The organism is Agreia sp. Leaf335 (assembly GCF_001423605.1).
In the GTDB taxonomy this organism is placed as follows: Bacteria; Actinomycetota; Actinomycetes; order Actinomycetales; family Microbacteriaceae; genus Agreia.
Genome location: NZ_LMOQ01000005.1, coordinates 1 through 23115, shown reverse-complemented (window position 1 = coordinate 23115; position 23115 = coordinate 1). Strand labels below are relative to the sequence as shown.

Here is a 23115-nt window from a genome sequence, read left to right as displayed (position 1 = left end):
CCGGAGAACTGCATTCATGCCAGCCCCTATGACTTTGCCCATCGTCTCGGACTGGTTCCGCATGCGCGACGTGGCGCCGGGACTTGTTCAGATCGACGAACCGTACGCACACGAATTCGTGCGCGGCAACATCTGGTGGCGTCAAGGACGCGATCGCGATCTCGTCGTCGATACCGGCCTCGGCGCCGCCTCCCTGAAGCAAGCTCTTCGCACGGTCGCGCTGACGCAAGCACGCCCGTGGCGCGAGCCGATCGTCGTTCTCACCCACGGCCACCTCGACCATGCCGGCGGCGCCGCCGAGTTCGAAGACGTCCGAGCTCACCCCGGCGATATCCCTGCGGCCGTCAGCTCCCTGCACGCCCCCACCTTCGCTCGAGAACTGGGAATCGATGCAGATCCGGGGATCCCGGATGGTCTCTTCGTCACAGCATCACCTCGCAACGATTGGGACCCGGCCCGTCATGATGTCGGTCATATAGCGGCGGCTCCACTCCTCGGCGGCCAGATCGTCGACCTCGGCGACCGGCAGTACGAGGTGTTGCACCTGCCCGGGCATACCCCCGGCAGCCTGGCACTCTTCGACCGCGTGCACGGCGAGTTGTTCTCGGGCGACGTGGTGTACGACGACCAGCTCCTCGATAGCCTGCACGAGTCAGACGTGACCGCGTACCGACAATCTATGGAACTGCTCTCTGAACTGGATGTCGACACCGTCCGCCCCGGACACGGCTCGTCGTTCGACGAGTACGTCTTGCGCCGCATCCTGAGCACCTACCTGGAACGCCCGCATCGCGCCTAGCGTGGCGGACGGGGTGTCGCGAGGTCCGAACAGAGACGACCGGATTCAGACGAGAAGGCGCTTGGCCTCACGAGTCGGACGGTGTCGACTCCGGAGTTGCTGGCTCCGGTCGGGCGAGCATCAGAATGCGGCGCAGATGCATCGCGGTGAGCACACCCGGCCCCATGGATCGGCCCTGCTGCAGAGTGCGGTCGTCGACCGTCTCGAGCAGGTGCCGCACCGCTCGGGCGGCCTCGGCCCGCAGGCGATGCGCCTGGCTGCTGTCGTCCGCGCCGACGGGGAGCGCATCGGCTACCGCGCGGCAGGCCGCCGTCAGCGGTTGCGGAAGAGCGGGGTCCAGGTCGAGGGCTGCCGGGCCGTCCCAGATCGTGTCGGCGATGGTGACCGAGATGTCGCGGATGTGATGCGCGATCGTGTCCAGAGCATCCATCTCGGCCCAGACGTCTCTCGGATCGGCGCGACGAAGCAGCGCTCGCGGGTTGCCGCGACGGCTGTCGTCCGCCTCCATCAGGGCGACACGGATCTCCCGGGTCGTGCCTGCTAGGGAAGCCGCGTCGCCGGCCCAGCCGTCTCGCTCGGGCGGCCAGGACGCCGATACGGCGTCGCCGATGTCACGCAGATGCGAGGAGAGCTGAGCGCGAAACGCGTCGACGCGCGCAGAGGCCTGAGCGGTGAGCGGTGCGGGAGCGATCAGCACGTTGACCAGAAGGCCGATCGTCACCCCCACCGCCGTCTGCACCAGGTAGCCGAGCGAGTAGTCGTCTGCCTTCTGCCCCCCGATGATCAGAACGAACAGGGCGGCCATGGGAACGTACTCGCGCCCCGCGCCGAACCATCCGGTTCCGGAGAACAGCACGGCGACCCCGACCACGGCGGGGATGCTCCACCAGGTCGGGCCTACCGTCAGAATGACGAGCGTCGCGAGCCCGATGCCGGCGGCCAGACCGAGGATGGTCTGCAGCCCCGAGCGCACCGACCCCATCAGCGTCGGGTACATGCTGATCAGCGCGCCGAGCGGGGCGTAGTAGGGATAGTCATTGACGACACCGGGCATGTGGGGCGCCACCAGCCAGGCGATGCCCACCGCTAAGGCCGTCTTGGCCACGAGAAGAAGTCGCGCAGGCGCGGCTGCCTGGCGGGTCGCCGTGCGGATGGCGGACGCCCAGGTGCGCCATCGGCCGTTCGGCGCGGTGTCGGTCATGATGGTCGACTCCTTCCAGCACAGGTTCGGCACGCGAAGCGCAGGCAACGCGCAGTCCGCAGACGACGAAAGCCCTGACAAGCATTGCTTCTCATCAGGGCTTATCTGTCGGGCTGACAGGATTTGAACCTGCGACCCCTTGACCCCCAGTCAAGTGCGCTACCAAGCTGCGCCACAGCCCGTGGCTTGTTGCCCGCGAAGACAACTTGTCCATATTAGCCTGACTTTCACCCTCCCGCGAACACAGCCCCCCGTCCGAGGAATCGGACGCAATTCACGGACTTTCGGCGTACCGTGAAGAGAACGCGCCGTGGTGTTCGACTCCGACGCTCGCTTCACCTGAAAGGTGGCACGCCATGCCTCGCACCTGGCACCGTTGGATCCCCGCAGCAGCAGCTCCCGTCGTGGTGGGCGCCGTCGTCCTGGGCGGAGTCTTCGCCAGCAGTGCGTCCGCCGATCCGGCGGACAAGACGCCGCAGCAGGTTCTCGAGCTCGCCGCCTCGAGCACGGTGGAGACGTTCTCGGGCACGATCGAGCAGTCGTCGAACCTCGGCCTGCCCGACGCATCCGGGCTCGGCGGTGCCGGCTCGTCTGGAGCATCCGACGACAACGAAATCTCCTCAGCACTCGAGTTGCTCACCGCCTCGCACACGCTGCGTGTCTACGTCGACGGCCCCACCAAGAGCCGGGTGCAGATCCTCGACGACATGGCCGAGCGCGACGCGATCCGCAATGGCGACGATCTCTGGCTCTACGACTCGAGTGACGCCTCGGCCGCGCATTCCACTCTGCCGGCCGACACATCCACGTCGCCCGAGACGCCCTCAGAAGAGCTCACCCCCGCAGAACTCGCCACGAGATTCCTCGACGCGGTCGACCCGAGCACCGATGTCTCGATCGGAGATCCGGTGAAAGTCGCCGGTCGCGCCGCCTACGACCTGATCCTCACCCCCGACAGCTCCGCGACTCTCGTCTCGCGCGTCGACATCGCCGTCGATGCCGACACCGGGCTTCCGCTCAGCGTCGACGTCTTCGCGCAGGGCTCGTCCGACCCGGCATTCCACGTCGCTTTCAGCTCGCTCTCGCTCGATACTCCCTCTGCCGACCTGTTCGATTTCACTCCCCCGGCCGGCACCGATGTCACAGAGAAGACGCTCCCGAACCGCGATGAGGCGGCCGCACACGATGGCGCCACACCGGATGCCGGGTCGCGCCCGGAGCCGACCGTCACGGGAACGGGATGGGACACCATCGTCGAACTGCCCTCGACAGCCGGTGCCCCCGCGCCGAGCGACTCGCCGATGCTGTCCCAGCTGCTGACTCCGGTCGAGGGCGGTCGCGTGCTGCAGACCACGCTGCTCACCGTGCTCATCACCGATGACGGCCGCGTTCTCGCAGGCGCAGTACCGGTCGACAGCCTCCTGGCTGCAGCCGCGCAGTGACCTCCGGTGCCATCGCGAACCCGTCTGAGCTCGCGATCGAGACCACAGCGCTGACCAAGCGGTTCGGGCGTCAGACGGTGGTCGACGACCTGGCGCTGTCGGTTCCGCGCGGGTCGGTCTTCGGCTTTCTCGGTCCGAACGGCTCGGGCAAGACCACGACGATCCGCATGCTGCTCGGTCTGGCCCAGGCCAGCGCCGGTGACATCTCTCTGCTGGGCGAGCGCATGCCGCAGCGATTGGGAGCAGTGCTGCCTCAGGTCGGTGCCCTGATCGAAGGTCCGGGCTTCTACCCGTTTCTCTCCGGTGCGGCCAATCTGCGTCGTCTGGATTCCGCAGACGGCTTCGCCCCGAGTCGAACGCGCTCCGATCGCGTCGCTCGGGCGCTCGAGAGGGTCGGATTGACCCACGCCGCCGACAAGAAGGTGAAGGCGTATTCGCTCGGTATGAAGCAGCGCTTGGGAATCGCCAACGCACTCCTCGCCCCGCGCGATCTGATCGTGCTCGACGAACCGACCAATGGGCTCGACCCGCAGGGCACCCGCGAGGTGCGCAGTCTCATCCGGTCGCTCGCCGACGAGGGAACGACGGTCTTCGTGTCGAGCCACCTGCTGGCCGAGATCGAGCAGATGTGCACCCATGCCGCGGTCATGCGTGCGGGCCGACTGATGGCGCAGGGAACGCTTGATGAGCTGCGCTCGGCCGGCACGACCCGCGTGAGCCTCACCACGCCCGATGCCGAGGCCGCCGCCCGAGTCCTGCTCGCGCTGGGCCTCGACACCGGGCATCCGGATGCGCCGGGCCCGGTCGGCGGATCGACCGTCGGCCCCGCTTCGACAGCGTTGCCAGGCACCGTCGTCTCTGCCACGCTGCCCGAGGCCGTCGCACCGGAGGACATCGTCGCCGCGCTGGTCGCCGCGCAGGTGCGCGTGCGCGGCTTCAGCGTCGATCACGCGTCCCTCGAAGACCTCTTCGTGGCGCTGACCGGGGAGGGATTCGATGTCGTCCAGTAACGGTGCGGTAGCCGCCCGACGAGGCGTCGCAGAGCGCCGAGCCCGCCGCGGCCTCGGCCTGGGCTTTCTCGCCTCCGAGCTGGCCGTGCTGTTTCGCCGCCGACGCACGTGGGCGATGCTGCTCGCGCTCGCTGCTGTTCCCGTTCTCATCGCCGTCGCGGTGCGTCTCTCGTCGTCGGGATCGAGCGGCCGCGGACCGGCCTTCATCGACAGCATCACGCAGAACGGCCTCTTCGTCGGAATCGCCGGGCTCACCATCGCCATCCCGCTCTTTCTGCCCCTGACGGTCGGTGTGGTGTCGGGCGACTCGATCGCGGGCGAGGCCAACACGGCGACGCTGCGTTATCTGCTGGTGTCGCCCGTCGGGCGCATCCGGCTGCTCGTGGTGAAGTATCTGGCGGCCGCCGTCTTCTGTCTTGCGGCGACGCTCACTCTGGCTGTAGCGGGCATTCTCATCGGAATCGCGCTCTTCCCCGTCGGACCGGTGACGCTGTTGTCGGGAGATACCGTGAGCATCGGCGACTCCCTCGTGCGCTCGCTGCTCATCGCCCTCTACGCGACGGTGTCGCTGCTGGGGCTCTCGGCGATCGGCCTGTTCATCTCGACTCTCACCGACGCGCCAGTGGGAGCGATGGCCGCCACGGTCGTGCTCTCGATCGTGGCCCAGGTACTGGACTCGCTCTCCCAGACCGCGTGGCTGCATCCGTGGCTCTTCAGTCACTACTGGCTGAACTTCGCCGACATGCTGCGTCAACCCATCGAGTGGTCGTCGTTCGGTCAGAACGCGCTGCTGCAGCTCGGCTACGTCGTCGTCTTCGGAGCGCTCGCCTACGGGCGATTCTCGAGTAAAGACATCCTGTCTTAGCTCGCGTTTCAGCTGATGATTACTGAGCCGCGCGCCGATTCCGGCGGGTGACGACGAGCCCGGCGAGGGCGCGCCAGCCGAACAGGAACGCGGCGAGCACCAGGAGCGTCACGATCACGAACGACACGGCGACGCCCTGACCACTGAGGGCCCGCAGAAGTACACCGATCACGACGGTGGATGCCCAGACCGGCAGAGCCGCTCGCCTCATCGACAGGGGCTCGCGCCACGCTCGTGAGACGAGCCACCCCAGAGCGAGCCCCACCTCGAACGGCCATGCGGTGTTCAGCGTGCCGAGCAGGGTGAAGCCCTCCTCGTGACTGCCCCGACCGATGAGCACGAAGACGAGCACCAGAACCAGGTCTGCGACGGCGGCGATGAGGGCGAGACGAGGGGCTGAAACGGGGGTGGGCACCTGAAGATCCTACGGTTCACATCCCTGTGAAGCTGTCGGTCGGGTCGATGTCGGAGGGTGCGTGTTGACTTGGAACATGCACACGACGAACGATATGCACGCACCGCCCGACGAGACCGCGTTCTCGTCGCATCGCTCGCTGATGAACGTGCTCGGCCTACTCGTCGACGATTCGATCGACGCGAATGCTGAGCTCAACAGGGCGCACGCCCGCCGGGCCAAAACCATCGATGACGCGCGCCAGTGGTGCGAATTCACATACCAACTCGAGAACGCTCCCCGATCCATGGGCTGGTCGCCCGAGGTCACCTGCCGACGCGTCCTCGAGTCCGAGCTGGCGGCGGCCCTGAGCATTCCCGAGCGCACCATGTCCCGCCTGATCGACGAAAGCGAAGCACTGCTGCATCAGCTCCCCGGCACCTACGAAGCACTCAGCCGCGGCGTGCTGAGCTATCGGCATGCGCAGGTCATCATCGATCAGGCGCTATCGCTGCCGACAGAGAGTCGTATCCCCTTCGAGGACGCCGTTCTCGCCGATGCCGAGATGCTCACCGTGTCCAAACTCGAACGGCGCGCTCGGCGACTGCGTGAACTCACGCACCCCGAAAGCATCCAGTCGAGAAGGGCGACCGCAGCCCTCGATCGGTCAGTCGAGCTGAAGCCTGCCCACGACGGCATGTCGTGGCTCACGGCGTACGTGCCGTGCGCGCGGGCCCAGGCGGTCTACAACCGGCTGAGCGACATCGCACGTGGCCTGCAGACAGCAGACGAAAGCCGCACGCTCACCCAGTTGATCGCCGACGTCGCTCTCGACCTGCTCGAGAACGGCGAGCCGACGCTCGCCGGGGCGAGCCAGGGCATCAGACCGACCGTGCTCGTTACCGTGCCCGCCCTCACACTGCTCGGAATGAGTGAAGAACCGGCCACGCTCGAAGGATACGGACCGATCGACGCCGACACTGCCCGTCGAGTGGCTGCGCGGGCTCCCAGCTTCTACCGACTGCTCACCCACCCTGAGACGGGCACGGTGCTCTCCGTCGGACGCGACCACTACGAAGTTCCCGCCGACCTGCGTCGATGGCTGCGCGTGCGAGATGAGACCTGTCGGGCTCCCGGCTGCAACAGACTGGCGCGTCGAAGCGATTGCGACCACTGCACCGACTGGAACGCAGAGGGACTCACGGCTCACGACAACCTCGCGCACCTCTGCCGTGGTCATCACTCGTTGAAGCACCGCACCGACTGGGTCTACGTGCATCGCGGAGGCGGCACCCTCGAATGGACGTCGCCGACGAAGAAGACGTACGTCACGCATCCAGCGGTGCAAATGACAGGAGCGCCGACCCTGTAACCGGATCGACGCTCCTCACTTAATCTCTTTCGCGTGCTTGTCGGCTAGCGCTTGCGCTTCTCGCGCACGCGCATGCTGACGATGATCGGCGAGCCTTCGAAGCCGTAGACCTCGCGCAGTCGGCGCTGGATGTAGCGACGGTAGCCCGGGTCGAGGAACCCCGTCGTGAACAGCACGAATGTTGGCGGGCGACTCGACGCCTGGGTTCCGAACAGGATGCGGGGCTGCTTTCCACCGCGCACGGGGTGCGGGTGGGCCGAGGTGAGCTCAGCGAGGAACGCGTTGAACTTGCCCGTCGGGAGGCGCGTGTCCCACGAGTCGAGCGCGAGCTCGAGGGCGGGGACGAGCTTCTCGAGGTGACGACCGGTCTTGGCCGACATGTTGACGCGGGGAGCCCACGACACGTGCGCCAGATCCTGTTCGATCTCACGCTCGAGGTAGCGACGACGTTCGTCGTCGAGCATGTCCCACTTGTTGAAGGCGAGCACCAGTGCGCGGCCGGACTCGAGGACGAGGTCGATGATCCGCACATCCTGCTCGCTGATGGGCTCGGTCACATCGATCATCACGACGGCGACTTCGGCCTTCTCGAGCGCCGCCGAGGTGCGCAGCGACGCGTAGAAGTCGGCGCCCTGCTGCAGGTGCACGCGACGGCGGATGCCGGCGGTGTCGACGAAACGCCAGATGCGTCCGGCGATCTCGACCTGCTCGTCGACCGGGTCGCGCGTGGTTCCGGCGAGCTCGTTGACGACGACGCGCTCCTCGCCGGCGGCCTTGTTCAGCAGCGACGACTTGCCCACGTTGGGGCGACCGAGAATGGCCACGCGACGCGGGCCGCCGACCTCCTGCTTCGCGACGGCGGAGACCTGAGGCAGGTCTTTCATGATGATGTCGAGCAGATCGGCGACACCGCGACCGTGCAGAGCCGACACGGGGTACGGCTCTCCGAGGCCCAGCGACCACAGCACAGAGGCGTTGGGTTCCTGGCGCAGGTCGTCGACCTTGTTCGCGGCGAGATAGACGGGCTTCTTCGCCTTGCGCAGCAGGCGGACGACGTGCTCGTCGGTCGACGTGGCACCGACGTTCGCGTCGACGACGAAGAGAACGGCGTCGGCCAGGTCGATCGCGATCTCGGCCTGCATGGCCACGGACGCGTTGATGCCCTTGGCGTCGGGTTCCCATCCGCCCGTGTCGACGATCGTGAAGAAGCGGTCGGCCCATTCCGCCTTGTACGAGACGCGGTCGCGCGTGACACCCGGGGTATCCTCGACCACGGCCTCGCGGCGTCCGAGGATGCGGTTCACGAGCGCGGACTTGCCGACGTTCGGCCGTCCCACGATCGCGAGCACAGGCAGCGCCGGCAGGTAGGTGATGGCGTCGGGGTCGTCGGTCGCGGCCTCGAGGATCTCGAGGTCGTCGTCGTCGAGATCGAAGTCGGCGAGACCCGCGCGCAGCGTCTCGGTGCGAGCGGAGATCAGCTCGTCGTCGAGGGTACCGAGCCTGTCGAGCAGGGTCGGATCGGTGCCCTCGAAGTCGTCTTCAGAGTCGGTCATCGGGCTGGACGGGTTGGGAGCCTTTTTATCGGCCATGCGAGATCCTCGCTGTTTGAGTGTGGACGATCTCGACCACCGCGTGAACGGTCTGGTCGAAGTCGAGTTCGGTTGAATCGAGGGTGAGAACACCATCGGCGGCGTTCATGAAATCGACGACTCGGGAGTCGGCCTGATCTCTGGACCGGAGCTGTTCACCCACGACGGCAGCACTCTGATCGGTCAGTTCCTTGGAACGCCTCGCCATTCTAGCCTCTTCTGACGCCGTCAGCAGGATTCTGACGGGCGCATCCGACGCGACCACCGTTGTGATGTCGCGACCCTCGACCACGATCCCGGGATTCGGGGTCGCACGGATGATGTGTCGGAACAGAGCCGTGAGCCCTGCCCGCACCTCGGGAACCTTCGAGATATGGCGCACAGCGTTCGTCACCCGCGGTTCCCGGATGGCGTCGGTGACGTCGATCTCGCCTACCCGTACGAAGTAGTCGTCGGGCTCCGTGCCGATGTCGAGGTCGAACGTCTTCTGCGCCTCGATGGCGGCGGCCGGGTCCTCGAGGTCGATGCCGCGCTCCAACAGACTCCAGGCCAGAGCGCGGTAGCAGGCACCCGAGTCGAGGTAGGCGTATCCGAGTGCGGCGGCGGCGGCCTTGCTCACACTCGACTTGCCGCTGCCGGCCGGGCCGTCGACGGCGACGACGAACGTCGTGCTCTCGTTGACATCGGCCACATTCTCGTGCTGCGTGTTCGTACGATCTGGCATCGTCATCCTGCAATCCTCCAGCCGCGTTGCGACAGTTCATCGGTGAGGCGCTGCACCGCTTCGGGCAGCACCGAGATCTCGGCGAGGCCGATCTGCGCTCCGGGCGAGTGCTCGAGGCGCAGATCCTCGAGGTTCACGTTCGCCTCGCCGATCTCCAGGAACAGCCTCGCCAGTTCGCCCGGCTTGTCGTCGACCATCACCACGAGCGACGAGTATCGCCGGTCGAGACCGTGCTTGCCCGGAATGCGAGCGACTCCCACGTTGCCTCCGGCGAGCTCCTCGTTGATGCGGCGCCGCGACGCACCCTGCGAGGGGTGCTCGAGGGCGTCGATGAAGCGGTCGAGGTCGGCACGGAAGTCGCGCAGCACGTCGAGCACGGGGCCCGCGTTGGCGCCGAGAATCTGCACCCAGAGCTCGGGATCGCTTGCTGCGATCCGCGTCACGTCGCGCAGGCCCTGCCCCGCGAGATTCACTGCGGCGTCGGGCGCATCGGAGAGTCTGCGGGCCATCACGCTCGAGATCACCTGGGGAACGTGCGATACCAGAGCGACCGATGCGTCGTGCTGCTCGGGACTCATCTCGACCAGTGTGGCGCCGAGATCGAGGATCAGGTCATCGAGCAGTGCCGCCCGCTGGTACGACACTCCCCCGTGATCGGCGACCACCCAGGGCCGCCCGAGGAACAGATCGGCCCGACCCGACAGCGGGCCGCCCCGCTCGCGTCCGGCGAGCGGGTGCGAGCCGATGTACCGCGAAACGTCGGCTCCGGATGCGCGCAGCTCCTCGAGCGGCGCGAGTTTGACGCTGGCGACGTCGGTCACGAGAGCGTCGGGGTAGGCGAGGAGTTCCGCCGCGATGATCTGCGCGGTCACGTCGGGTGGAACGCAGACGACGATGATCCGGGGCGCATCGTCGGCGCGGGCACCGCGACCGGCTCCATAGTCGATGGCGATGCTGAGGTTCGTCGGAGACGCGTCGGCGAGGATCACGTCGACGCCCCGGGCCCGCAGCCCGAGGCCGATACTGGTGCCGAGCAGTCCGACGCCGACGACGCGGACCTGGCCGTCGAGGCGCGATTCGACCATGGTCTACTCCCCCGATTCCGGCGACGCAGTGGGCGGGATCGAGTCGTTGGAGCGTGACAGGGTCAGGATCTGGCCCAACTCTGCACCGCTGAGCTCCCTCATCGCCCCCGATCGGAGGTTGCCGAGGTGAAGGGGGCCGAACGAGCGCCGAACGAGGTCGACCACAGGGTGACCGACCTCTTTGAGCATGCGCCGCACGATGCGGTTGCGACCGGAGTGCAGCGTGATCTCGATCAGACTGAACCCGTTCGAGGTCTCGAGTAATCGCGCCTTGTCGGCCGCGATCGGGCCGTCCTCCAGCTCGAGACCGCTCGTCAGGCGTTGCACGGTCTGCGGCGTCATGGCCCCGCGGACCTTGGCGATGTAGGTCTTCATCACGCCGAAGGAGGGGTGGGCGAGAACATGCGCAAGATCACCGTCGTTGGTGAGGATCAGCAGACCAGATGTCTCGGCGTCGAGGCGGCCCACGTTGAACAGTCGCTCCTCGTACTGCTCGGTGAACTCGCGCAGATCCGGCCGGCCGTTCTCGTCGGCGAGGCTCGACACGACCCCGACGGGCTTGTTGAGCATGACGTAGCGCTTCGACTGATCGAGCTGGATGGCGACATTGTCGACGGCCAGCTTGTCGACGGCCGGATCGATCCGTCGCCCCGGCTCGCGCACGACCTGGCCGTTCACCCGCACACGGCCGGCGGCGATCAGCTCCTCGGAGGCGCGACGCGAGGCCACTCCGGCAGCCGCCATCACCTTCTGAAGACGAATGCCCGTCTCGTCGGGTGTGGCGGGCGCCTGTGCATCGTCAAAGTCGTTCATCAAAGCCTTCCGCGCCGTCTGCGAGCAGCGGCGAAATCGGTGGGAGTTCATCGAGGGAGTTGAGGCCCAACTGGGTGAGCACGAGATCGGTCGTGCCGTAGAGGATCGCGTGCGTCTCGGCATCGGTCGACACCTCGGTGATGAGCCCTCTGCCGAGCAGGGTTCGCACGACGGAATCGACATTCACCGCACGGATCGAGGCGATGGACCCGCGAGAGATCGGCTGTTTGTAGGCGATCACGGCGAGAGTCTCGAGGGCGGCCTGACTCAGCCGCGACGGGTTCTGCGTCGACACGAAGTCGGTGACCACGTAGTCGTAATCGGCGCGGACGTAGAGCCGCCACCCGCCACCGACCTCGCGCAGCTCGAAGCCACGCCGGATCGATCCGCCCACGCCGTCGAAATCATCGACGAGTCGTTCGATGGCCTGCCGCACGACGGCGACGGGGCGTGAGACCACCGTGGCGAGAGCGACGAGGCTCTGCGGCTCGTCGGCGACCATGAGGATCGCCTCGAGCGCGCGGTCGACATCGGCGACCACGACGGGTGCGGGCGCGGCAGGGTCGTCGGCGGCGGGGAGGTCCTCGATCGAGGTGTCAATTGTCATAGTCCGCTCCCAGATTAGAGAGGTTCTCCTCGGTCCACGACTCGGCCGTCCAGCTGAGCGTGAGTTCTCCGAGCGGCTCGATCTGCTCGAACGAGATCGACGCGTGCCGGTAGAGCTCGAGTACCGCGAGGAACCGGGCGATCACGACACCCTTCTCGGCGACGCCGGCGATGAGCTGGCGGAACGACACCGGGCCCGCGCTCGAACGCAGCAGGGTCACGACGTGGGCCGCCTGTTCCCGGATGCTCACCAGCGGCGCGTGCAGGTGCTCCAGTCCCACGGTCGGAATCTCGCGCGGGGAAAGTGCCAGGGCGGCAAGCGCAGCGAAGTCGTCCGGCGTCAACGTCCACACGAGTTCCGGGGTCTGTTGACGGTATTTCTCTTCCAGTCGAACCTGACGCACGTGTCGGGTCGACTCAGCGTCGAAGCTCTCGCCGAACCACTCGGCGACCTGCTTGAACGCTCGGTATTGCAACAGACGGGCGAAGAGAAGGTCGCGGGCTTCGAGGAGCGCGACGTCCTCAGCGTCGACCAGTTCGCCCTGCGGCAGCAGGCCGACGATCTTCAGATCGAGCAGAGTGGCGGCCACGACGAGAAACTCCGAGGCACGATCGAGTTCCTCGGCGGAGTCGAGACCTCGGAGGAAGCCGATGAACTCGTCGGTGACCTTACTGAGCGCGATATCGGTGATATCGAGCTCGTGCTTCGAGATGAGCGACAGCAGCAGGTCGAACGGACCCTCGAAGTTCTCGAGGCGGAGTTGGAACGCGGGCGCGTTCTCGCCCGCGTAGAGGTCTGGGCTAGGCGACCGCGCCACGCGCGACCAGTTCTCGGGCCAGTTGCTTGTACGCCTTCGCCGCGGAGTGCTCCGGTGCGAACTGAGTGATGGGACGGCCGGCGACGGACGCGTCGGGGAACTTGACCGTGCGACCGATCACGGTTTCGAGTACGGCGTCACCGAACGCATCCACGACTCGCTCGAGCACCTCGCGCGAGTGAAGCGTGCGCGGGTCGTACATCGTCGCGAGGATGCCGTCGAGCTCGATGGCCGGATTGAGCCTGTCGCGCACCTTGTCGATGGTCTCGACGAGAAGCGCGACACCGCGGAGGGCGAAGAACTCGCACTCGAGGGGAATGAACACACCGTGGCTGGCGGTCAGGGCATTGATCGTCAACAACCCGAGCGATGGCTGGCAGTCGATGAGGATCACGTCGTAGTCGGCGCTGACTTTTCGCAGAACCCGAGCCAGGATCGTCTCTCGTGCGACCTCGTTCACGAGGTGCACCTCGGCGGCCGACAGGTCGATGTTCGCGGGGATCACATCGAGTCCCTCGACCGAGGTGTGCTGGATCGCGGCGGACGGATCCTTGGCGCTTCCGAGCAGGAGGTCGTAGATGGTCAGCGCGTCGTGCGTGTTCACGTTGAGGCCGGCCGACAGAGCACCCTGCGGGTCGAAATCGATGGCGAGAACCCGGCGGCCGTAGCCCGCGAGCGTCGCACCGAGATTGATGGTGGTCGTCGTCTTGCCGACTCCACCCTTCTGGTTGCAGAGAGAGATGATTCGAGCGGGGCCGTGCGACTTGAGCGGTGCAGGATCTGCGAACTCGCGCAGGGGTCGCCCCGTGGGGCCGAACTTCGGCGTCTCGAGTCCCGGAAGCTCGGACCGACCGGTGTTCTTAGTGCCCGCCACGAACGCTGCTCCCATTCCTCCCGGCAAGTGTCACCGGAACGAACTCAACTGTACCGGCCCTGCGACGCCCGGCCGTGTAGGCGGCTCAGCGCGCCCGCGGGTGAGCCGTCACGTACATGTCCCGCAGCGTGTCGGCGGTGACCAGAGTGTAGAGCTGTGTCGTGGCCACAGACGAGTGGCCGAGCAGGTCTTGCACCACGCGCACGTCGGCCCCGCCCTGCAATAAATGGGTTGCAAAAGAGTGTCGAAAGGTGTGCGGCGAGACGTGTGCTTCGAGTCCCGCACGACGGGCGACGGACTGGATCACCAGCCATGCCCCCTGGCGTGACAGCCGCTGGCCGCGCTGGCCGAGGAAGAGTCCCGGCGTCGCCCGACCACGGGCCGACAGCACCGGTCGCGCCCGCACGAGATAGGCATCCACCGCCTCACGCGCGAAGCTGCCCACCGGAACGACCCGCTGCTTGCTGCCCTTGCCGATCAGGCGAACGATCTCGGCGTCGTCCATCACGTCGTCGACGTTGAGCCCCACGGCCTCCGACACCCGGGCGCCGGTGGCATAGAGCATCTCGAGCAGGGCACGGTCGCGGAGAGCCAGCACATCGTCTCCGGTGACGGCGCCGAGGAGGGTGCTCATCTGGTCGATCGTGATGGCCTTCGGGAGCCTGCTGGCGAGTTTCGGCGGCTTGATCTCCCGCGCTGCATCACTCTCGACGGCCCCCTCGTCGGCGAGATGTCGATGGAAGCCGCGCACCGATGACAGCACGCGCGCGACGCTCGAGGCCGCGAGGGGTGCCGACGGAGCCTCGTCTTGCCTCTCGACGGTGCGCAGCGACCCAGCGAACAGACCGATCTGCGCCGGGGTGATGAGCCGGGCATCCGATGTGCCCTGAGCCGCGAGCCAATCGGTGTAGCGGCCGAGGTCTCGGCGGTAGGCCGCAAGCGTGTTGACCGACAGCCCGCGTTCGATCGTCAGGTGACGCAGGTACTCGTTCACCTGCGGCTCGAGAGCCATGCGCTACGACGACTGCCGAAAGCTGCGCAGCGCCTCCCGCTGAGGCCATGGCGCATCCGCAGGGGCCAGGGTCGACCATCCGCGAGACCGAGCGACGAACGCCGCGTAGACGGCCACGACCAGAGAAGGGTTCTGCACGCGCCGGGCCACGATCGCGTCGAGGGCCTCGTCGAGAGGCACCCACCGCTTCTCGATGTCGGCTTCTTCGTCTTCGCGCGCGAAGGCGTCGGTGTCGGTGAGACCACGGGCGAGGTACACGCGGATCGCCTCGTTGTTTCCCCCGGGGGTCGTCACGTAGTCGCTCAGCACACTCCACGAGTCTGCGGAGAGGTCGACCTCCTCGGCCAGCTCGCGCTTCGCCGCCTCGAGCGGATCCTCGTCGGCGACGTCGAGCAGGCCTGCGGGAATCTCCCACTCGCGGGAACGGATGGGATGCCTGTACTGCCTGATCAGGAGAACCCGATCCTCGTCGTCTACGGCGAGAACGGAGACCGCTCCCGTGTGATCGACGAATTCGCGGGTGATCTGATCGCCGTTGTAGTCGAACGTCTCGCGCCGCACATCCCAGATGGCACCCTTGAAGACGACCTCGCTCGAGACGATCGGGAGGTCGATGCGCTCATCGGCGAGCTCGTCGACGGGCAGGTTCTCAGACACCGGACGCTACCCCGTCGACCTCGCCGATGGACGCGGCCTCGTCTTGAGAGAAGAGGCTGGATGCCTCGTGCCGCTCGAGCGCGGCCTCGACGAGTCCACGGAAGAGCGGGTGCGGGTCGCTGGGCCGGCTGCGCAGTTCGGGATGCGCCTGGGTGGCGACGTAGAACGGGTGCACCGTGCGCGGAAGCTCGACATACTCGACCAGCGAGTCGTCGGGCGACGTTCCGCTGAACCACAGACCCGCATCCGCGATCTGCGAGCGGTAGTGGTTGTTGACCTCGTAGCGGTGACGGTGTCGCTCGCTGGCGACCGGAGCCCCGTAGAGCGCCTCGACGATAGAGCCTTCGGCGAGCTTGGCCTCGTAGAGCCCCAGTCGCATCGTGCCGCCCAGGTCTCCCCCGGCGATGATGTCGACCTGCTCAGCCATCGTGGCGATGACGGGGAACTCTGTGTCGGGATCGAACTCGCTCGACGACGCACCCTCGAGGCCGGCCTCGTGCCGGGCGTACTCGATGACCATGCACTGCAGGCCGAGGCAGAGTCCGAGTGTCGGGATGCCGTTCTCGCGGGCAAAGCGGAGCGCACCGAGCTTGCCCTCGATGCCCCGCACGCCGAATCCGCCGGGAACACAGATTCCGTCGACCTCCGAGAGTTCGCGCGCGGCGCCCTCCGGAGTCTCGCAGTTGTCCGACGGGATCCACTTGATCGCGACCTTCGTCTTGTGCGCGAACCCGCCGGCCTTCAGCGCCTCGGTGACCGAGAGGTAGGCGTCGGGCAGGTCGATGTACTTGCCGACCAGGCCGATCGTCACATCGTGCTTTGGCTCGTGCACGGCGGTGAGCAGAGGCGACCAGCGAGACCAGTCGACGTCTCCGGCACCCTGAGTGAGGTCGAGGCTGTCGATGATGTAGGCGTCGAGACCCTGGTTGTGCAGCATCGTGGGGATGTCGTAGATGCTGGGCACGTCGACGGCATTCACGACGGCCGCCTCGTCGACGTCGCACATCAGCGCGATCTTGCGCTTGTTCGACTCGGAGACGGGGCGATCGCTGCGCAGCACGAGCGCATCGGGCTGGATGCCGATCGAGCGCAGAGCGGCAACGGAGTGCTGCGTCGGCTTCGTCTTCTGCTCGCCGGATGCGCCCATGTAGGGCACCAGCGAGACGTGCACGAAGAACACGTTCTTACGACCGAGCTCGTGTCGCACCTGGCGGGCCGACTCGATGAACGGCTGGCTCTCGATGTCGCCGACCGTGCCCCCGATCTCCGTGATGATCACGTCGGGACGCGGTGAACCGTCGGCCGGCTGCTCGGCCTGGAGCCGCATCCGGCGCTTGATCTCGTCGGTGATGTGCGGGATGACCTGCACCGTGTCGCCGAGGTACTCGCCGCGGCGTTCCTTGGCGATGACCGTCGAGTAGATCTGACCGGTCGTCACGTTGGCGGCCTGGTCGAGGTTGATGTCGAGGAAGCGCTCGTAGTGACCGATGTCGAGGTCGGTTTCGGCGCCGTCGTCGGTCACGAAGACCTCGCCGTGCTGGAACGGGTTCATGGTGCCCGGATCGACGTTCAGATACGGGTCGAGCTTCTGCATCACGACGTGCAGTCCGCGTGCGGTGAGGAGATTGCCGAGACTGGCGGCCGTGAGGCCTTTGCCGAGACTGGAAACCACACCGCCGGTGACGAAGATGTGCTTCGTCGGGGTGTTCGAGGTCGAGGGGAGGCCGGTCACCGGAGTGCCCGCCTGGGATGCCATCGACGAGCCGGAAAGGACCTGGGGATTTTGACCATCTGCCACGGAGTTTCATCCTAACAGTCGTGGTGGGCGGTGCGACCCGTGATTCTCGCCCGGCGGGTCCGCCGAGCGAGTAGAGCTATCCTGCTGCCGCGAGATCCAGCAGTTCGCGGGCGTGTTCGAGACCGCTCTTCGAGTCGGGAAGACCCGACAGCAGTCGCGCCATCTCGGCCGCCCTCGCATCGCCGTCGAGCTGGGTGACACTCGACGCGGTCACCGCGCCAGACGAGTCCTTGACGACGGTGAGGTGGTTCGTGGCGAATGCCGCGACCTGGGCGAGGTGGGTCACGACGATCACTTGAGAGGTCTTGGCGAGCAGCGCGAGTCGACGTCCGATCTCGATCGCGGCCGCTCCGCCGATGCCCGCATCGACCTCGTCGAAGACGAAGGTGGGCACGGGGTCGGTTGCAGCCAGAACCACCTCGATGGCGAGCATCACTCGCGAGAGCTCGCCGCCCGATGCACCCTTGGCCAGCGGTCGAGGAGCGCTGCCGCCGTGCGGTTGCAACAGGAACGTGATGGCGTCGGCTCCCGAGGCGCTCAGCTCGTCACGTGGCGAGACCTCGATGACGAGTCGCGCCGTGGGCATCGCAAGGGCGGCGAGTTCGTCGGTGACCCGCGCGGAGAGTTCGACGGCGGCCTCGGTGCGCGCGGTGGTGAGCTCCGCGGCGAGAGCGACAGATTGCGCATCGAGATCTTCGAGCTCTGCTCCGAGTTGCTCGATGCGATCCGAGTCGTTGTCGAGCTCGAGCAGACGCGGACCCGCCGACTCTCCGAAACGGATCACGTCGGCCAGCTCTGGTCCGTACTTTCGCGCGAGCACGGCGAGTGAGGCGCGACGCTGCTGAATGGAATCGAGCTCCGCGGCCGAGTCCGCATCGAGTGACGCGAGATAGCTGGAGAGCTGGGTGGAGACCTCGGCGACCAGGAAACCCGCGCTGGCCAGCGAGTCGACGATGGGGGCCAGGGCCGCATCGTGCGGAGCCACTCGCTCGAGCTGGCGACGCGCGCTGTCTAAGAGCCCGATGATGTCGGGATGAGAGTCGATGGCCTCGCTCGACACGAGGTCGCGGGATTCCTCGGCCGCGAGGCGCAGATCTTCGAGATTGGTGAGCTTCTCGGCGCGCTCCGCGAGTTCGACGTCTTCGCCGTCGATCGGGTCGACCTCGGCGATCTCGGCGAGAGCGACGCGCAGCCCATCGGCCTCGCGTGCGCGTTCATCGCGCTCGTCGACGAGCCGCGAGAGTTCGGCTCGAGCGGCACGGGCGCGACCGAACGCGTCGGCGTATCGAGCGGCGACACCCGCGACGGCCTCGCCGGCGAACCGGTCGAGGGCGGCGCGCTGCTCCGTCGACGAGGTGAGTCTCATCTGGTCGGATTGACCGTGCACCACGATCAGATGCTCGCCGAGTTCGGCGAGGAGACTCGCGGGAGCACCACGGCCGCCGACGACGGCCCGGCTGCGCCCTTCGCTCGAGACGGTGCGCAACAGGATGAGCTCCGCCAGATCGTCGCCCTGAGGATCGAGGTCTCCCCCGGCATCCTGTACCCGCGTTGCGATGTCGCCCTGAGCAGGCACCAGCCACCGCCCCTCGACCGAAGCCTGTTTGCTTCCGCTTCGCACCGTTCCGGAGTCGGCGCGCGCGCCGAGCACGAGGCCGAGAGCCTGCACGACCATCGTCTTGCCCGCGCCGGTCTCGCCGGTCACGGCGGTGAAGCCCGCGCCGAGCGGCAGCACAGCATCGTCGATGACACCGAGGTCTCGAATGGAGATTTCGTTAATCACGGGAAACGGGGCCTCGCCATCCTGATACCGGCAGATTGAACTTGCCCACCAGACGATCGGAGAACGGCCCCAGGTGCAGGCGCGCCAGCCGCACGGGGGTGGGGGAACGGCGTACGACGACGCGGGCTCCGAGAGGCAGGTCGTGGGTTCTCCGGCCGTCGCACCACAGCACTCCGGTGCCCTGGGTTCGCGGAAGCACCTCGACGGCGAGAGCCGAATCCGGACCGACCACGAGCGGCCGCGCGAACAGCGCGTGCGGGCTCAGTGGAACCATCAGCAGCGCGTCGAGACTCGGCCAGACCACCGGTCCGCCGGCGGAGAAGGCGTACGCCGTGGATCCCGTCGGGGTAGACATGACAACGCCGTCGCATCCGAAGCTCGACAACGGTCTGCCGTCGACCTCCATCACGACCTCGAGCATGCGTTCCCTGCTCGCCTTCTCGACGGTCGCCTCGTTCAGCGCCCACGTCTCGTAGACGACCTCGGAGTCGACCTTCACTCGCACGGAGAGCGTCATGCGCTCCTCGACGTGGTAATCGAGCGCGAGGGCCCGCCTCACGGTCTCGGTGAGATCTTCTCGCTCGCTCTCGGCGAGAAAACCGACATGGCCCAGGTTGACACCGAGCAGAGGAACGGCAGACCCGCGCACGAGCTCGGCCGCGCGAAGAATGGTTCCGTCTCCGCCGAGCACGATGACGAGCTCGAGATCGGCCATGTCGACATCGACGCCGAGAACGGGCATGCCCGCGAGCTGCTCGGGGTAGGCTCCGACGTCGTCGACCTCTTGGGGGGCGATCACGGCAGTGACACCGGCGTCACGCAGCTGAGCGCAGACCCGCACAGCGGCGTCGACCGAATCCTGGCGGCCCGTGTGCAGCACCACGAGGATGTTGCGCTGGTTCACCATTCTCAGACTCCCGTCATTCTGGTCACGCGATCCAACCATTCTGTCGGATTACGACCGACAAGCGCGCTCAACCAGATCAGATACTCCTTGTTGCCAGCGGCCCCGACGATTGGGGAGGATGCGATTCCCGCCGTTCCGAGACCGAGATCGAAGGCGCTCCACAGCACCCGCGTCACAGCCTCGCCGCGAAGGCCGGCATTCTTGACGATGCCCTCCCTGATACCGGTGCGACCCACCTCGAACTGAGGCTTCACCAGAAGAACGAAGTCGGCATCGGGCGTCGCTACCGTCTGCAAGGCCGGCAGAACCGTGGTGAGCGAGATGAACGAGAGGTCTCCCACGACGAGCGAGGGCGCTTCGTCTACCAGAGCTGCCGCGGCGAGTGTCTCCGGCGTGGCGAAGCGCACATTGAAACCCTCGACGACGCGAACGCGCGGATCGTCGGCGACCACCGAGGCGAGCTGTCCGTGACCGACATCCAGAGCGATCACCTGCCGGGCCCCGCGCTCCAGGAGGACCTGGGTGAAGCCGCCCGTCGATGCACCCGCGTCGAGCGCGAGCCGGCCGTCCACGACCACGTCGGGGAAGGCATCCAGAGCAGCGACGAGCTTGCCGGCCGCCCGACTCACATAGCCGTCGTCACCGTCGACGGAGAGCGCCTGGCCTTCTCGCACACGGAAAGACGCCTTGACCTGGGCCACTCCGTCGACTCGTACCAGGCCGGCCGTGATGAGCTGCGCGGCGTGCGTACGGCTCCGAGCGAGCCCGACAGCAGATAGAGCGGCGTCGAGTCGAGACTCAGTCATCGAGTAGGGCGTCCCCGCCCTCGAGCCGCACGCGCAACGCATCGTGCAGCTGCACGTACGCGTCGGCTCGGGCGTCGAGTGGTTGTTGTTCGATGACACGTACGCGCGAGAGGAGCGCGTTCGAGATCACGGGGTCGGCGTCAGTCACAGCTTCTAGAGTACCGTCGCTGCATCGCTCAACCGGCGTAGAGCTCCTCGGGTACCTGCAGACCGTAGATGGCGCGTCCGGACTTCCAGATGACCGCGCACGCGGCCCGAAGCAGGTCGGTCGGATTGTCTCCGGCCGAGGCCACCACGACATCGTTGCCACGGATGAGGACTGTAGCGCGATTGACCGTCGCTTTCTGCGAGTCCTTGGAGAAGGTCGTCTCGGGATACGGCTCGAACAGGCCGCGAAGGTCGTCGAGTATGAACTGCGGCCTCTCGTCGGGCTTCGCCGACAGAAGCTGCTTGGCCTTATCGACGCCAGTGAGAACGTGCACCACGGGCATTCCCGCGCGGTTCGCTCCGAGGATGTCCGTGTCGAGCCTGTCTCCGACGAAGAGAGGTGACACAGCATCGAAGCGGCGCTGGGCCTCCTCGAAGATCGGTACCTCGGGCTTGCCCGCGACCACAGGCAGTCGTCCGACCGCCGTGTGCACCGCAGACACGAGTGTGCCGTTGCCCGGGGCGATTCCGCCGGCCACGGGAATGGTCCAATCGGTGTTCGTCGCCACCCACGGGATGCCCCGGTGAAGTGCGAAACTCGCCTCCGCCAGCTGCTTCCACCCCACGTCGGGCGAGAAGCCCTGGATGACTGCGGCCGGCTGATCGGCGGCATCGCGCGTGACACGGAACCCGGCTTTGCCGAGTTCGTCGATGAGGCCGTCGCCGCCGACGACGAGAATCAGGGAACCCGGTTCGACGAGGCCGGCCAGAAGCCTGACGGCGGCCTGCGGGCTGGTCACGACGTCGCTCGGCGAGACGTTCAACCCGAAGCTAGAAAGATGTTCTGCCACCTGGGTGTCGGTTCTCGACGCGTTGTTGGTCACGTAGCCCACCCGGGCTCCGGATGCCGAGACACGAGACAGCGCGTCGACCGCAAAGGGGATCGCTGTGGGCCCTTGATAGACGACACCGTCGAGATCCGCGAGGACCACGTCGACCCCGTCGAGAGGGGTTGCCACGCTACGAGTCCGACGGGCGAACAGGCTCACTGCCGTTCTCCTCTTCCGGCGCACGCTGTTCTTCGGGCGCACGCTGAGCGGCGTCGCTGATCACGTCGTCGACGGAATCGAAGACGATGTCCTCTTCATAGACTTCCACGAGGTCGCCGTCATCACCGCCGAGAGCCGCGTCGGCGCGTGTTGCTCGCTCACGCCACGACTCCGCCTCATCGACCCGGCCGAGGTCCTCGAGCACATCGGCGTAAGCCGAGAACAGATCGGCACTGTACGAGTAGGCCACGTCGGGGTTCAACTGGGGTATGTCGAGCTCGTCGAGCGCCGCCTCGGTCTGACCGAGGTCGAGGCGCGCACCGCTCATGGCGATCGCGACGGCGACCTGGGTGGCCGACGACAGCTCGGATCGCTGAACAGACCTGCCTACCTCGAGGGCCCTATCGGGGCGCCCGACGCCGCGCTCGCTGTCGACCATCAGGGCGAGCTGCTCGTTCGATCCCGAGATACGACGGTAGGTCCTCAGCTCCCGGATAGCCAGAGCGTAATCACCCGTGGCATAGGCCGTGATGGCAAGGGTCTCTCGAACGATGCCGATGCGGCCGGCGCGACGCGCAGCGGAGATGGCGTGCCGGTGAGCAAGCTCCGGATCGGACTCGATGAGCCTCGCAGCCATGGCGAGATGCTGAGCAACGCCCTCGGCGTTCTCCTTGCTGAGAGTCTTCAACTCGTTGCGCGCACCCTTGTCGAGATCCCGCGCGGTGACACCCTCGGGAATCTCCGGGTCGTCATGGCGCGGCCGCACGGCGCGGAGAGCTCGAGCCTGCTTCTCCTCTTCGCTGAGTTCCACCTCGCGTGAACGCGCGTCGCGGTCGTTCCGAGCCGGCTTACCGCCACTGGTCCAGAGCTTACGGTCGGAGCCCCTGTCGGGACGCCCGCCGCGGACAGGCCGATCACGCTGAGGTCGATCGCCGTCGCGTGCAGGGCGGTCGGTACCACCCTGTCGGTCGGGGCGATTCGGACGGTCGCCGCGGTTCGGTCGATCGGGACGATCCGACCCCGACGGACGTCCGGACTGCGGACCCCGGTTCTGGCGGGGAGCATCGTCTCGTCGGCCAGGTCGCTGCGGACCTCGATCAGGTGAATCGGTCATCGAAAATATCTCCCCACGCTGACGCGGACTCCGCGGCGTGCTCTGAATGCTGTGTAGTTGATTGGTTCATCCAATGCTTCACACACGGTACACGGTCACGCGTGTCGTAGCAGTGAATGGATGGTTAAACAGCGAATGGCCACCCCGGTGAGGGGTGGCCATTCGTGTAATAGGAGTCCGGCGGTGTCCTACTCTCCCACAAGGTCCCCCTTGCAGTACCATCGGCGCAGAGAGTCTTAGCTTCCGGGTT

At 66.7% G+C, this 23115-nt stretch carries 23 protein-coding genes, 1 tRNA gene and 1 rRNA gene; 5 read left to right on the top strand and 20 right to left on the bottom strand.

Annotated features, from left to right (window positions below):
• Positions 1-28 precede the first annotated feature (28 nt).
• Positions 29-799 carry an MBL fold metallo-hydrolase gene (locus tag ASF79_RS16815; RefSeq protein WP_055857391.1) on the top strand — a complete coding sequence of 257 codons (771 nt, stop codon included), beginning with the start codon at positions 29-31 and terminating at the stop codon, positions 797-799.
• 67 nt (positions 800-866) lie between these two features.
• Here the strand turns inward: ASF79_RS16815 and ASF79_RS16810 are convergent, their stop codons facing one another.
• On the bottom strand, positions 867-2000 hold the full coding sequence (locus ASF79_RS16810) for an FUSC family protein (protein ID WP_055857389.1): 1134 nt from the start codon (positions 1998-2000) through the stop codon (positions 867-869).
• Positions 2001-2108: 108 nt separating this feature from the next.
• Positions 2109-2182 (bottom strand) — tRNA-Pro (locus ASF79_RS16805).
• 174 nt (positions 2183-2356) lie between these two features.
• Here ASF79_RS16805 and ASF79_RS16800 point away from each other — a divergent pair.
• From ASF79_RS16800 to ASF79_RS16790, 3 genes are read left to right on the top strand one after another with little or no spacing between them, the layout of a single operon-like run.
• The gene (locus tag ASF79_RS16800; RefSeq protein WP_055857384.1) at positions 2357-3442 is read left to right on the top strand and encodes a LolA family protein; all 1086 of its coding nucleotides are present in this window, start codon (positions 2357-2359) and stop codon (positions 3440-3442) included.
• Complete coding sequence (locus ASF79_RS16795; RefSeq protein WP_055857381.1) at positions 3439-4452, top strand: ABC transporter ATP-binding protein; 1014 nt, start codon at positions 3439-3441, stop codon at positions 4450-4452. The genes ASF79_RS16800 and ASF79_RS16795 overlap by 4 nt, the downstream gene beginning before the upstream one ends.
• A complete protein-coding gene (locus ASF79_RS16790) occupies positions 4439-5317 on the top strand; it encodes an ABC transporter permease (protein WP_055857378.1) in 879 nt (292 codons plus the stop codon). Before ASF79_RS16795 ends, ASF79_RS16790 begins: the two co-directional genes overlap by 14 nt.
• A gap of 19 nt (positions 5318-5336) precedes the next feature.
• Here ASF79_RS16790 and ASF79_RS16785 read toward each other — a convergent pair whose 3' ends face one another.
• Positions 5337-5732 carry a DUF3054 domain-containing protein gene (locus ASF79_RS16785; RefSeq protein ID WP_055857375.1) on the bottom strand — a complete coding sequence of 132 codons (396 nt, stop codon included), beginning with the start codon at positions 5730-5732 and terminating at the stop codon, positions 5337-5339.
• A 76-nt stretch (positions 5733-5808) separates the two neighbouring features.
• On the opposite strand from ASF79_RS16785, the gene ASF79_RS16780 reads away from it, so the two are divergent.
• On the top strand, positions 5809-7083 hold the full coding sequence (locus tag ASF79_RS16780; protein ID WP_055857373.1) for an HNH endonuclease signature motif containing protein: 1275 nt from the start codon (positions 5809-5811) through the stop codon (positions 7081-7083).
• 44 nt (positions 7084-7127) lie between these two features.
• Here ASF79_RS16780 and der read toward each other — a convergent pair whose 3' ends face one another.
• From der to rrf, 17 genes are all read right to left on the bottom strand, one after another.
• Positions 7128-8636, bottom strand: coding sequence for a ribosome biogenesis GTPase Der (gene der / locus ASF79_RS16775; RefSeq protein WP_055781817.1), 1509 nt, complete (start codon positions 8634-8636; stop codon positions 7128-7130).
• A gap of 25 nt (positions 8637-8661) precedes the next feature.
• Entirely contained in the window at positions 8662-9396 is a 735-nt protein-coding gene (cmk, locus tag ASF79_RS16770; RefSeq protein WP_082496020.1) for a (d)CMP kinase, read from the bottom strand.
• A 2-nt stretch (positions 9397-9398) separates the two neighbouring features.
• Positions 9399-10481 carry a prephenate dehydrogenase gene (locus ASF79_RS16765; RefSeq protein WP_055781819.1) on the bottom strand — a complete coding sequence of 361 codons (1083 nt, stop codon included), beginning with the start codon at positions 10479-10481 and terminating at the stop codon, positions 9399-9401.
• Positions 10482-10484: 3 nt separating this feature from the next.
• Positions 10485-11294 carry a pseudouridine synthase gene (locus ASF79_RS16760; RefSeq protein WP_055857370.1) on the bottom strand — a complete coding sequence of 270 codons (810 nt, stop codon included), beginning with the start codon at positions 11292-11294 and terminating at the stop codon, positions 10485-10487.
• Positions 11281-11901, bottom strand: a complete 621-nt coding sequence (gene scpB / locus ASF79_RS16755) for an SMC-Scp complex subunit ScpB (RefSeq protein ID WP_055857367.1) — start codon at positions 11899-11901, stop codon at positions 11281-11283. The genes ASF79_RS16760 and scpB overlap by 14 nt, the downstream gene beginning before the upstream one ends.
• Positions 11891-12718: a segregation and condensation protein A gene (locus ASF79_RS16750; RefSeq protein WP_055857364.1), complete on the bottom strand. Its 828-nt coding sequence runs from the start codon at positions 12716-12718 to the stop codon at positions 11891-11893. Before ASF79_RS16750 ends, scpB begins: the two co-directional genes overlap by 11 nt.
• Positions 12702-13592 (bottom strand): ParA family protein, encoded by an 891-nt coding sequence (locus ASF79_RS16745; protein WP_235500813.1) that lies wholly within the window; start codon positions 13590-13592, stop codon positions 12702-12704. Before ASF79_RS16745 ends, ASF79_RS16750 begins: the two co-directional genes overlap by 17 nt.
• Before the next feature lie 85 nt (positions 13593-13677).
• Positions 13678-14604, bottom strand: coding sequence for a site-specific tyrosine recombinase XerD (xerD, locus tag ASF79_RS16740; RefSeq protein ID WP_055857361.1), 927 nt, complete (start codon positions 14602-14604; stop codon positions 13678-13680).
• Positions 14605-14607: 3 nt separating this feature from the next.
• Entirely contained in the window at positions 14608-15261 is a 654-nt protein-coding gene (locus tag ASF79_RS16735; RefSeq protein ID WP_055857356.1) for an NUDIX domain-containing protein, read from the bottom strand.
• Positions 15254-17017, bottom strand: a complete 1764-nt coding sequence (locus tag ASF79_RS16730; protein WP_055857352.1) for a CTP synthase — start codon at positions 17015-17017, stop codon at positions 15254-15256. Before ASF79_RS16730 ends, ASF79_RS16735 begins: the two co-directional genes overlap by 8 nt.
• A gap of 118 nt (positions 17018-17135) precedes the next feature.
• Positions 17136-18842 carry a DNA repair protein RecN gene (gene recN, locus ASF79_RS16725; RefSeq protein ID WP_055857350.1) on the bottom strand — a complete coding sequence of 569 codons (1707 nt, stop codon included), beginning with the start codon at positions 18840-18842 and terminating at the stop codon, positions 17136-17138.
• Positions 18835-19749 carry an NAD kinase gene (locus ASF79_RS16720; protein ID WP_055781845.1) on the bottom strand — a complete coding sequence of 305 codons (915 nt, stop codon included), beginning with the start codon at positions 19747-19749 and terminating at the stop codon, positions 18835-18837. The genes recN and ASF79_RS16720 overlap by 8 nt, the downstream gene beginning before the upstream one ends.
• A 2-nt stretch (positions 19750-19751) precedes the next feature.
• Positions 19752-20555: a TlyA family RNA methyltransferase gene (locus ASF79_RS16715; RefSeq protein WP_055857347.1), complete on the bottom strand. Its 804-nt coding sequence runs from the start codon at positions 20553-20555 to the stop codon at positions 19752-19754.
• A complete protein-coding gene (locus ASF79_RS17605) occupies positions 20548-20703 on the bottom strand; it encodes a hypothetical protein (RefSeq protein ID WP_200933597.1) in 156 nt (51 codons plus the stop codon). Before ASF79_RS17605 ends, ASF79_RS16715 begins: the two co-directional genes overlap by 8 nt.
• A gap of 28 nt (positions 20704-20731) precedes the next feature.
• Positions 20732-21751 (bottom strand): HAD-IIA family hydrolase, encoded by a 1020-nt coding sequence (locus ASF79_RS16710; protein ID WP_055857344.1) that lies wholly within the window; start codon positions 21749-21751, stop codon positions 20732-20734.
• Positions 21723-22562 carry a hypothetical protein gene (locus ASF79_RS16705; protein WP_235500812.1) on the bottom strand — a complete coding sequence of 280 codons (840 nt, stop codon included), beginning with the start codon at positions 22560-22562 and terminating at the stop codon, positions 21723-21725. The genes ASF79_RS16710 and ASF79_RS16705 overlap by 29 nt, the downstream gene beginning before the upstream one ends.
• Before the next feature lie 478 nt (positions 22563-23040).
• Positions 23041-23115: ribosomal RNA gene (gene rrf / locus ASF79_RS16700) — 5S ribosomal RNA — on the bottom strand; the annotation flags it as partial.

What these genes read in the sequence shown, in the direction of transcription:
- ASF79_RS16765 (WP_055781819.1), bottom strand. Translation starts at nt 10,481, where the DNA reads ATGGTCGAATCGCGCCTCGACGGCCAGGTCCGCGTCGTCGGCGTCGGA.
- ASF79_RS16760 (WP_055857370.1), bottom strand. Translation starts at nt 11,294, where the DNA reads ATGAACGACTTTGACGATGCACAGGCGCCCGCCACACCCGACGAGACG.
- ASF79_RS16790 (WP_055857378.1), top strand. Translation starts at nt 4,439, where the DNA reads ATGTCGTCCAGTAACGGTGCGGTAGCCGCCCGACGAGGCGTCGCAGAG.
- ASF79_RS16780 (WP_055857373.1), top strand. Translation starts at nt 5,809, where the DNA reads ATGCACACGACGAACGATATGCACGCACCGCCCGACGAGACCGCGTTC.
- cmk (WP_082496020.1), bottom strand. Translation starts at nt 9,396, where the DNA reads ATGCCAGATCGTACGAACACGCAGCACGAGAATGTGGCCGATGTCAAC.
- scpB (WP_055857367.1), bottom strand. Translation starts at nt 11,901, where the DNA reads ATGACAATTGACACCTCGATCGAGGACCTCCCCGCCGCCGACGACCCT.
- ASF79_RS16815 (WP_055857391.1), top strand. Translation starts at nt 29, where the DNA reads ATGACTTTGCCCATCGTCTCGGACTGGTTCCGCATGCGCGACGTGGCG.
- der (WP_055781817.1), bottom strand. Translation starts at nt 8,636, where the DNA reads ATGACCGACTCTGAAGACGACTTCGAGGGCACCGATCCGACCCTGCTC.
- ASF79_RS16800 (WP_055857384.1), top strand. Translation starts at nt 2,357, where the DNA reads ATGCCTCGCACCTGGCACCGTTGGATCCCCGCAGCAGCAGCTCCCGTC.
- xerD (WP_055857361.1), bottom strand. Translation starts at nt 14,604, where the DNA reads ATGGCTCTCGAGCCGCAGGTGAACGAGTACCTGCGTCACCTGACGATC.
- ASF79_RS16730 (WP_055857352.1), bottom strand. Translation starts at nt 17,017, where the DNA reads ATGGCATCCCAGGCGGGCACTCCGGTGACCGGCCTCCCCTCGACCTCG.
- ASF79_RS16715 (WP_055857347.1), bottom strand. Translation starts at nt 20,555, where the DNA reads ATGACTGAGTCTCGACTCGACGCCGCTCTATCTGCTGTCGGGCTCGCT.
- ASF79_RS16810 (WP_055857389.1), bottom strand. Translation starts at nt 2,000, where the DNA reads ATGACCGACACCGCGCCGAACGGCCGATGGCGCACCTGGGCGTCCGCC.
- ASF79_RS16720 (WP_055781845.1), bottom strand. Translation starts at nt 19,749, where the DNA reads ATGGTGAACCAGCGCAACATCCTCGTGGTGCTGCACACGGGCCGCCAG.